At 64.9% G+C, this 7640-nt stretch carries 17 protein-coding genes; all 17 read right to left on the reverse strand.

Features of this window, described 5'->3' with window-relative positions:
- Position 1 precedes the first annotated feature (1 nt).
- Entirely contained in the window at positions 2–400 is a 399-nt protein-coding gene (gene rpsH, locus ACFOD4_RS18645; RefSeq protein ID WP_379598838.1) for a 30S ribosomal protein S8, read from the reverse strand.
- Between the two features lie 9 nt (positions 401–409).
- Complete coding sequence (gene rpsN, locus ACFOD4_RS18650) at positions 410–715, reverse strand: 30S ribosomal protein S14 (RefSeq protein WP_379598839.1); 306 nt, start codon at positions 713–715, stop codon at positions 410–412.
- 64 nt (positions 716–779) lie between these two features.
- Positions 780–1340 carry a 50S ribosomal protein L5 gene (gene rplE, locus ACFOD4_RS18655; protein WP_379598841.1) on the reverse strand — a complete coding sequence of 187 codons (561 nt, stop codon included), beginning with the start codon at positions 1338–1340 and terminating at the stop codon, positions 780–782.
- On the reverse strand, positions 1337–1657 hold the full coding sequence (gene rplX, locus ACFOD4_RS18660; protein ID WP_379598843.1) for a 50S ribosomal protein L24: 321 nt from the start codon (positions 1655–1657) through the stop codon (positions 1337–1339). Before rplX ends, rplE begins: the two co-directional genes overlap by 4 nt.
- A 2-nt stretch (positions 1658–1659) precedes the next feature.
- The gene (gene rplN / locus ACFOD4_RS18665) at positions 1660–2028 is read right to left on the reverse strand and encodes a 50S ribosomal protein L14 (RefSeq protein ID WP_379598844.1); all 369 of its coding nucleotides are present in this window, start codon (positions 2026–2028) and stop codon (positions 1660–1662) included.
- A 15-nt stretch (positions 2029–2043) separates the two neighbouring features.
- Positions 2044–2337 carry a 30S ribosomal protein S17 gene (gene rpsQ / locus ACFOD4_RS18670; RefSeq protein ID WP_379598846.1) on the reverse strand — a complete coding sequence of 98 codons (294 nt, stop codon included), beginning with the start codon at positions 2335–2337 and terminating at the stop codon, positions 2044–2046.
- A 17-nt stretch (positions 2338–2354) separates the two neighbouring features.
- Positions 2355–2561, reverse strand: a complete 207-nt coding sequence (rpmC, locus tag ACFOD4_RS18675) for a 50S ribosomal protein L29 (RefSeq protein ID WP_379598848.1) — start codon at positions 2559–2561, stop codon at positions 2355–2357.
- 4 nt (positions 2562–2565) lie between these two features.
- Positions 2566–2988 carry a 50S ribosomal protein L16 gene (gene rplP / locus ACFOD4_RS18680; protein WP_149813755.1) on the reverse strand — a complete coding sequence of 141 codons (423 nt, stop codon included), beginning with the start codon at positions 2986–2988 and terminating at the stop codon, positions 2566–2568.
- A 12-nt stretch (positions 2989–3000) separates the two neighbouring features.
- The gene (gene rpsC / locus ACFOD4_RS18685) at positions 3001–3678 is read right to left on the reverse strand and encodes a 30S ribosomal protein S3 (RefSeq protein ID WP_379598849.1); all 678 of its coding nucleotides are present in this window, start codon (positions 3676–3678) and stop codon (positions 3001–3003) included.
- 1 nt (position 3679) lies between these two features.
- Positions 3680–4084, reverse strand: a complete 405-nt coding sequence (gene rplV, locus ACFOD4_RS18690) for a 50S ribosomal protein L22 (RefSeq protein WP_379598850.1) — start codon at positions 4082–4084, stop codon at positions 3680–3682.
- A 6-nt stretch (positions 4085–4090) separates the two neighbouring features.
- On the reverse strand, positions 4091–4369 hold the full coding sequence (gene rpsS, locus ACFOD4_RS18695) for a 30S ribosomal protein S19 (RefSeq protein WP_149813752.1): 279 nt from the start codon (positions 4367–4369) through the stop codon (positions 4091–4093).
- Between the two features lie 5 nt (positions 4370–4374).
- A complete protein-coding gene (gene rplB, locus ACFOD4_RS18700; protein WP_379598852.1) occupies positions 4375–5208 on the reverse strand; it encodes a 50S ribosomal protein L2 in 834 nt (277 codons plus the stop codon).
- A 4-nt stretch (positions 5209–5212) separates the two neighbouring features.
- Complete coding sequence (locus ACFOD4_RS18705) at positions 5213–5509, reverse strand: 50S ribosomal protein L23 (protein ID WP_456316909.1); 297 nt, start codon at positions 5507–5509, stop codon at positions 5213–5215.
- A 26-nt stretch (positions 5510–5535) separates the two neighbouring features.
- Positions 5536–6156, reverse strand: coding sequence for a 50S ribosomal protein L4 (gene rplD, locus ACFOD4_RS18710; protein ID WP_379598855.1), 621 nt, complete (start codon positions 6154–6156; stop codon positions 5536–5538).
- A gap of 10 nt (positions 6157–6166) precedes the next feature.
- Positions 6167–6853 carry a 50S ribosomal protein L3 gene (rplC, locus tag ACFOD4_RS18715; RefSeq protein WP_379598856.1) on the reverse strand — a complete coding sequence of 229 codons (687 nt, stop codon included), beginning with the start codon at positions 6851–6853 and terminating at the stop codon, positions 6167–6169.
- 19 nt (positions 6854–6872) lie between these two features.
- Positions 6873–7181: a 30S ribosomal protein S10 gene (gene rpsJ, locus ACFOD4_RS18720; protein ID WP_007004401.1), complete on the reverse strand. Its 309-nt coding sequence runs from the start codon at positions 7179–7181 to the stop codon at positions 6873–6875.
- 27 nt (positions 7182–7208) lie between these two features.
- The coding region (locus tag ACFOD4_RS18725) for an EF-Tu C-terminal domain-related protein (protein ID WP_379597379.1) at positions 7209–7640 on the reverse strand (432 nt) is incomplete at its 5' end.

Below are 7640 nucleotides of genomic sequence, written 5' to 3' on the forward strand. Positions count from 1 at the left end.
CTTAGAACACGCGGCAGAGGACTTCGCCGCCAACATTGGCGACGCGGGCCTCAGTGTCGCTCATCACGCCACGCGGCGTGGAGAGGATGGAAATGCCGAGGCCATTATAGAACTTCGGCAGTTCCTTGATCTTGGAGTAGACGCGACGGCCCGGCTTGGAGACGCGGGTGATCTCCTTGATCGCCGGCTCACCCTCGGAATACTTCAGCTCGATGTCGAGCAGCGCCACACCGGGACGCACCTGCTCGGTGCGCCAGGCGCGGATAAAGCCCTCGCGCTTCAGCACATCGAGCACATCGGCGCGGAGCCGACTGGCAGGCGATGTGATGCGGGCCTTACGGGCACGGTGCCCGTTGCGAATGCGCGTGAGCATATCGCCCAGCGGATCGGACAGCGACATGCGGCCCCCTTACCAGCTGGCCTTGGTGAGCCCCGGGATCTGGCCGTTCGAGGCCAGGTCACGGAGCGCAGTGCGGCTCAGCTTGAACTTACGGTAGTTGCCGCGCGGGCGGCCGGTCAGCTCGCAGCGAAGGCGCACGCGAACGCGCGACGCATTCCGCGGCATCTCTGCCAGCTTCAGCGTCGCCTCGAAGCGCTCCTCCACCGGAAGCTCACGGTTCATCACCGTGGCCTTCAGCGCGGCGCGCTTGGCGTTGTGCAGCTTCGAGAGGCGCTCGCGGCGCTTGTTCTTCTCGACAGCCGAGGTCTTGGCCATGCGGTCTAAATCCTCCGGAACCTGCCCGATCCACGCCGCACGTGGCCGGAGCGGTTTTCCAAACTCAGTTGAGGAAAGGAAATTCGAAGCCCTTCAGCAGGGCCTTCGCTTCCTTGTCCGTCTTCGCCGTGGTGACGAACACGATGTCCATGCCGCGCACCGCGTCCACCTTATCATAGCTGATTTCGGGGAACACGATCTGCTCCTTCAGGCCAAGCGAGAAGTTCCCGCGGCCGTCGAAGCCCTTATTGCCCGGCAGGCCACGGAAGTCACGCATGCGCGGCAGCGCGATCGTCACAAGACGATCGAGAAACTCGAACATACGTGCGCGGCGCAGCGTCACCTTGCAGCCAATCGCCTGACCTTCGCGGATCTTGAAGCCAGCGATGGCCTTCTTCGCGAGCGTCTTCACCGGCTTCTGGCCGGCAATCAGCGTCAGCTCGGCCAGAGCGGCATCGAGCTTCTTGCTGTCGCCGGCGGCTTCACCGACGCCCATGTTGATGACGATCTTCTCCAGCTTGGGCACCTGCATCGGGCTGGTGTAGCTGAATTCCTCAGTCATCTGCTTGCGCACAACATCAGCGTAGCGCTGCTGCAGGCGCGGGAGCTCCTTCGCGTCGCTCATGCGTCGATCACCTCGCCGGAGGCCTTGGCCACGCGGACCTTCTTGCCATCCTCAAGCACCTTGAAGCCCACCCGGGTCGGCTTGTCGGACTTCGGGTCGATCAGCGCGACGTTGGAGAGGTCGATGGACGCCTCCTTCTCCACGATGCCGCCCTGCTGCCCCATGCCGCTCGGCTTGGTATGGCGCTTCACAATATTCAGGCCCTGCACGACGGCACGGCCCTCGGCGGTCAACACGCGCAGAACTTCGCCGCGCTTGCCGCGGTCCTTGCCCGTGAGAACCTGGACCCGATCGCCCTTCTTGATCTTCGCGGCCATGGTTACAGAACCTCCGGCGCCAGCGAGATGATCTTCATGAACTTGCGCGCGCGCAGCTCACGGACCACCGGACCAAAGATACGGGTGCCGATCGGCTCGTTCTGCTTGTTGATCAGAACAGCGGCGTTGCGGTCGAAGCGGATGGCGGTGCCATCGGGCCGACGCACGGAATAGGCAGTGCGCACGATCACGGCGCGCTGCACATCGCCCTTCTTCACCTTGCCGCGGGGAATCGCTTCCTTCACGGACACCACGATCACGTCACCCACCGAGGCGGTGCGACGCTTGGAGCCGCCCAGCACCTTGATGCACTGCACGCGACGCGCGCCAGAATTGTCCGCAACCTCAAGGTTGGACTCAACGATAATCATCGGTTGTCCCTACCTTCAGGCCTGCGCCGTTTCCGGAGCAGCCACAGCGGTGAAACCGGCCGTCTCGACCGAGGCGCCATTGCGCTCGATCACCAGCCAGGTCTTGCGCTTGCTGATCGGACGGCATTCCTCGATTGCCACGACGTCGCCTTCCTTGCACAGGTTGGCATCGTCATGCGCGGCATACTTCTTGGAACGCCGGATGAACTTCTTATAGAGCGGATGCATCACGCGACGTTCGACCAAGACCGTCACGGTCTTGTCCATCTTGTCGCTAACCACCCGCCCGGTGAGGACGCGCTTCGGCATCTGCCGGGGTCTCCTCGTCAGGCTTTCGCGGCCGAGCGGGACTGCTCGGCCAAGACGGTCTTAACACGGGCGATGTCGCGACGCACCACCTTGATGCGGGAAACCGCCTCAAGCTGGCCTGTCGCGCGCTGGAAGCGCAGGTTGAACTGCTCCTTGCGGAGATCCAGCAACATCGTTTTCAGCTCGTCCGGGGTCTTCGCCCGGACATCCACGATCTTCGTCATCGCCTCAGGCCTCCGCCGCGCCCAGACGGGTCACGAGCTTGGTCTTGATCGGCAGCTTCGCCGCACCGAGGCTCAGCGCCTCGCGCGCCGTCTCCACGGAGACGCCGTCGATTTCGAACATGATGCGGCCAGGCTTGACGCGGGCCGCCCAGTACTCCGGCGCGCCCTTGCCTGAACCCATGCGGACTTCCGCCGGCTTCGTGGACACGGGAACGTCCGGGAAGATGCGGATCCACACCCGGCCCTGACGCTTCATGGCGCGGGTGATGGCGCGACGCGCAGCCTCGATCTGGCGGGCGGTGACGCGCTCAGGCTCCAGCGCCTTCAGGCCGAAGCCGCCGAAGGAGAGGGTGAACCCGCCCTTCGCCACGCCCTTGATCCGGCCCTTGTGCGCCTTGCGGAACTTCGTGCGCTTCGGGGAAAGCATTGTCTCTTATCCTCAGCGCTGCGGCGCCTGCTCCGCGGCGCGCTTGTCCTGCGCCAACGGGTCATGCGCCATGATCTCGCCCTTGAAGATCCAGACCTTCACACCGCAGGTGCCATAGGTCGTCTTCGCGGTCGCCGTGCCATAGTCGATGTCCGCGCGCAAAGTGTGCAGGGGCACACGGCCCTCGCGATACCACTCCATACGCGCGATCTCCGCGCCGCCCAGACGGCCGCCGCAGTTGATGCGGATGCCGCCGGCGCCGAGGCGCATCGCGGACTGCACGGCGCGCTTCATCGCGCGCCGGAAGGCCACACGGCGCTCCAGCTGCTGCGCGATGCTCTCGGCCACCAACTGCGCCTCGATCTCCGGCTTGCGGATCTCGACGATGTTCAGCGCAACCTCAGCCCCGGCGAGCTTCGCCAGGTCCTTGCGCAGAACCTCGATGTCGGCGCCCTTCTTGCCGATCACGACACCCGGGCGGGCAGCGTGGATCGTCACGCGGGGCTTCTTCGCCGGACGCTCGATAACCACCTTGGACACGCCCGCGCCCTTCAGGCGCGACTTCAGCGTGTTCCGCAGCTTCAGGTCATCGTGCAGCAGGCGCGAATAATCGGCATCGGCGAACCAGCGGGAATCCCAGGTCCGGTTGATGCCGAGCCGCAGCCCGATCGGATTGACTTTATGGCCCATGTTACGCGGCCTCCTGCTCTGCGGGCGCGGCTTCCGCCTGCGTCTCGGCAACGACGATGGACAGGTGGCTGAACCACTTCTCCACACGCGACGCCTTGCCGCGGCCACGGGCATGGAAGCGCTTCATCACGATGGCACGGCCCACTTCCACCTTCGACACGACCAGCTGGTCGACATCGAGCTGATGGTTGTTCTCCGCATTCGCGATGGCGCTTTCCAGCGTAGCCTTCACCGTCTTGGCGATCCGGCGCTTGGAGAAGGTCAGGATCGCAACTGCGTCCTGCGCCTTCTTTCCGCGGATCAGCCCGGCGGCAAGGTTCAGCTTGTAGGGCGAGACCCGGATGTTCCGGGTCACGGCCTTCGCCTCGGTCTCGGCCAGGGCGCGGGGATGCTTCGGCTTGCTCATCTTGCCTTAGCCCCTCTTCGCCTTCTTGTCCGAAGAATGGCCGGTGAAGGTACGCGTCGGCGAGAACTCGCCGAACTTGTGCCCCACCATGTTCTCCGAAACCTGAACCGGGATGAACTTCTTGCCGTTGTAGACACCGAAGGTCAGCCCGACGAACTGCGGCAGGATCGTGCTCCGGCGGGACCAGATCTTGATGATCTCGTTCCGCGTGGAGTTACGCGCCGCTTCCGCTTTGTTCAGCAGGTAGCCGTCAACAAACGGCCCCTTCCAGACACTGCGCGACATCGCGGTCAGCCCTTCGTCACGTTGCGGCGACGGACGATCAGCTTGTCCGTGCGCTTGTTGGTGCGGGTCTTGTAGCCCTTGGTCGGCTTGCCCCACGGCGTCACCGGGTGGCGGCCGCCAGAGGTCCGGCCTTCACCACCGCCATGCGGGTGGTCGACCGGGTTCATGACAACGCCGCGCTGATGCGGCTTGCGGCCAAGCCAGCGCGAACGGCCAGCCTTGCCGATGTGCTGGTTCTGGTTGTCCGGGTTGGACACCGCACCGATGGTCGCCATGCACTCGCCGCGCACCAGGCGCAGCTCGCCCGACTGCAGCTTGACCTGAGCGTAGCCGGCATCCTTACCGACCAGCTGGCAGAAGGTGCCAGCCGAACGGGCGATCTTGCCGCCGGCGCCCGGCTTCATCTCGATGTTGTGGATGATCGTTCCCACAGGGATCGAGCCAAGCGGCATCGCGTTGCCCGGCTTGATGTCCACGCGTTCACCGGCCACCACCGTGTCGCCCACCTTCAGGCGCTGCGGCGCGAGGATGTAAGCGAGCTCACCATCCTCATACTTCAGCAGCGCGATGAATGCCGTGCGATTCGGGTCGTATTCCAGACGCTCCACCGCCGCGGGCACATCGAACTTGCGCCGCTTGAAGTCGATCACACGGTAGGACTGCTTGTGTCCACCCCCACGGAACCGAACAGTGATGCGGCCATGATTGTTGCGGCCGCCGGAGTGGCTCTTGCCCTCCGTCAGCTGCTTGACCGGCTTGCCCTTGTGCAGCTCGGAACGATCGATGAGGATCGTGCCGCGCGAGCTCGGGGTGACCGGGTTAAAGTGCTTCAGCGCCATGGCGTTAAGCGAGCCCCGTCGTCAGATCGATGCTCTGGCCTTCGGCCAGGCGGACGATCGCCTTTTTCCAGTCGGAACGCTGGCCCTCACGGCCGCGCACCCGCTTGGTCTTGCCCTTGGTCAGGATCGTGTTGACGGCGAGAACCTTCACGCCGAACAGTCCCTCGACCGAAGCCTTGATCTCCGGCTTCGTCGCAGACAGCGGCACCTTGAAGGTGACCTGGTTCTGCTCCGCCAGCATCGTGGCCTTCTCGGTGATCACCGGCGCGAGGATGGTAAGATACATCTTCTCGCGCGAGATCACGGGCTTCTTGGTCGCGGTCTCGCTCATGCCAGCCGCTCCTTCAGAGCCTCGATGGCCTGGCGGGTCACCGCCAGCACATCATGGTTCAGGATGTCGTAGACGTTCGCGCCCGGGGTGGGCAGAACGTTCACGTTCTTCAGGTTGCGCACGGCGCGGCCGAAGCCATCCTCGACCGCGGCATCGACAACCAGCGCGCTCTTCCACCCCAGCGCCTTAACCTTGGCGGCCATGGCGGAGGTCTTCGCGTCGTCGCCCAGCGAAGCCGTGTCGAGCACGATCAGCTTGCCCTCGGCGGCCTTCTGGCTCAGCGCGCTGATCAGGCCCAGGCGGCGGACCTTCTTGTTCAGCGAGTAGCCGTGGTCGCGCACGACGGGGCCGTGTACCACGCCACCGGTGCGGAACTGAGGAGCGCGCAACGAGCCCTGGCGAGCGTTGCCGGTGCCCTTCTGCCGGTACGGCTTCTTGGTCGTGCCGGAAACTTCGCCCATGCCCTTCACCTTGTGGGTGCCGGCACGGCGCTTGGCAAGCTGCCAGTGAACAACGCGGGCCATGATGTCGGCGCGCGGTGCGGCGGCGAACAGCGTATCCGGGAGATCAATCTCGCCGGCCTGGCCGTTATCCAGGGTGATGACAGGAACCTGCATGTCCTTACCCTCAGGCCACAGCCGCGGGGAACGGGGCATCGGCGTGGCGCGCGCGCTTCACAGCGTCACGGACCAGCACGTAGCCACCCTTCGCCCCGGGCACCGCGCCCTTGACCAGCAGCAGACCCTTCTCGAGGTCGAAACCAGCGACCTCCAGGTTCTGCGTGGTCACGCGCTCAACACCCAGATGGCCAGCCATCTTCTTGTTCTTGAAAGTCTTGCCCGGATCCTGACGGTTACCCGTGGAGCCGTGCGAGCGGTGCGAGATCGACACGCCGTGCGACGCCTCAAGGCCGGCAAAGTTCCAGCGCTTCATGGCGCCGGCGAAACCCTTGCCCTTGGAGGTGCCCGTCACGTCGACGATCTGACCCTTCACGAAGTGATCCGCCGAGAGCTTTCCGCCGGGCTCCAGAAGGGCATCTGCCGCAACGCGGAACTCGACAACCTTCTTCGGCGCCTCGACGCCAGCCTTGGCGAAGTGACCCTTGTTGGGCTTCGTGACATTCTTCGGCTTGGCCAGGCCGAAGCCCAGCTGAACCGCATTGTAACCGTCCTTCTCATCCGTGCGCTGCGCCACCACGCGCACCTGGTCCAGGTGCAGCACGGTCACGGGCACGGTCGAGCCGTCGTCGTTGAACAGCCGGGTCATGCCCAGCTTCTTCGCGATCAGGCCGGTGCGACCATTCTTCGCGGCCATGGTGATTTACTCCCCGGCCTCAGAGCTTGATCTCGACGTCCACACCGGCCGCCAGGTCGAGCTTCATCAGCGCGTCCACGGTCTGCGGGGTGGGATCGACGATATCAAGCAAACGCCGGTGCGTCCGGATCTCGAACTGCTCACGGCTCTTCTTGTCGACGTGCGGCGAGCGGTTCACGGTGAAACGCTCGATCTCGGTGGGCAGCGGGATCGGACCCCGCACGCGCGCACCGGTCCGCTTCGCGGTGTTCACGATCTCCCGCGTGCTGCCATCCAGCACGCGGTGATCGAACGCCTTGAGGCGGATGCGGATGTTCTGGCTATCCATGATGGCGCCTGCTCTCTTCCCGCTCGCTTACGCGCTGATGGACGCGACGACGCCGGCGCCGACGGTGCGTCCGCCTTCGCGGATGGCGAAGCGCAGGCCCTGGTCCATGGCGATCGGCGCGATCAGCTCGACGTCCATCGTCACGTTGTCGCCCGGCATCACCATCTCAACGCCTTCCGGCAGCTGCACCACGCCCGTCACGTCGGTCGTGCGGAAGTAGAACTGCGGACGGTAGTTGGTGAAGAACGGCGTGTGCCGGCCGCCCTCTTCCTTGGTCAGCACATAGGCCTCGGCCTTGAACTTGGTGTGCGGCGTGATCGAGCCGGGCTTCGCCAGCACCTGCCCGCGCTCCACGTCCTCGCGCTTCGTGCCGCGCAGCAGCGCGCCGATGTTGTCGCCCGCCTCGCCGCTGTCCAGCAGCTTGCGGAACATCTCGACGCCGGTCACCGTCGTCTTCAC

This window comes from Teichococcus globiformis (genome assembly GCF_042646265.1).
GTDB lineage: Bacteria > Pseudomonadota > Alphaproteobacteria > Acetobacterales > Acetobacteraceae > Pseudoroseomonas > Pseudoroseomonas globiformis.

Bases quoted from the DNA above. Each gene is read 5' to 3' on its own strand.
- rpsS (WP_149813752.1), bottom strand. From the start codon at position 4,369: ATGTCGCGCAGTGTCTGGAAGGGGCCGTTTGTTGACGGCTACCTGCTG.
- rplV (WP_379598850.1), bottom strand. From the start codon at position 4,084: ATGAGCAAGCCGAAGCATCCCCGCGCCCTGGCCGAGACCGAGGCGAAG.
- rplB (WP_379598852.1), bottom strand. From the start codon at position 5,208: ATGGCGCTGAAGCACTTTAACCCGGTCACCCCGAGCTCGCGCGGCACG.
- rpsN (WP_379598839.1), bottom strand. From the start codon at position 715: ATGGCCAAGACCTCGGCTGTCGAGAAGAACAAGCGCCGCGAGCGCCTC.
- rpsH (WP_379598838.1), bottom strand. From the start codon at position 400: ATGTCGCTGTCCGATCCGCTGGGCGATATGCTCACGCGCATTCGCAAC.
- rplC (WP_379598856.1), bottom strand. From the start codon at position 6,853: ATGGCCGCGAAGAATGGTCGCACCGGCCTGATCGCGAAGAAGCTGGGC.
- rpsJ (WP_007004401.1), bottom strand. From the start codon at position 7,181: ATGGATAGCCAGAACATCCGCATCCGCCTCAAGGCGTTCGATCACCGC.
- rplN (WP_379598844.1), bottom strand. From the start codon at position 2,028: ATGATTATCGTTGAGTCCAACCTTGAGGTTGCGGACAATTCTGGCGCG.
- rplD (WP_379598855.1), bottom strand. From the start codon at position 6,156: ATGCAGGTTCCTGTCATCACCCTGGATAACGGCCAGGCCGGCGAGATT.
- rpmC (WP_379598848.1), bottom strand. From the start codon at position 2,561: ATGACGAAGATCGTGGATGTCCGGGCGAAGACCCCGGACGAGCTGAAA.
- rplE (WP_379598841.1), bottom strand. From the start codon at position 1,340: ATGAGCGACGCGAAGGAGCTCCCGCGCCTGCAGCAGCGCTACGCTGAT.
- rplP (WP_149813755.1), bottom strand. From the start codon at position 2,988: ATGCTTTCCCCGAAGCGCACGAAGTTCCGCAAGGCGCACAAGGGCCGG.
- rplX (WP_379598843.1), bottom strand. From the start codon at position 1,657: ATGGCCGCGAAGATCAAGAAGGGCGATCGGGTCCAGGTTCTCACGGGC.
- rpsC (WP_379598849.1), bottom strand. From the start codon at position 3,678: ATGGGCCATAAAGTCAATCCGATCGGGCTGCGGCTCGGCATCAACCGG.
- rpsQ (WP_379598846.1), bottom strand. From the start codon at position 2,337: ATGCCGAAGCGCGTCCTCACCGGGCGGGTGGTTAGCGACAAGATGGAC.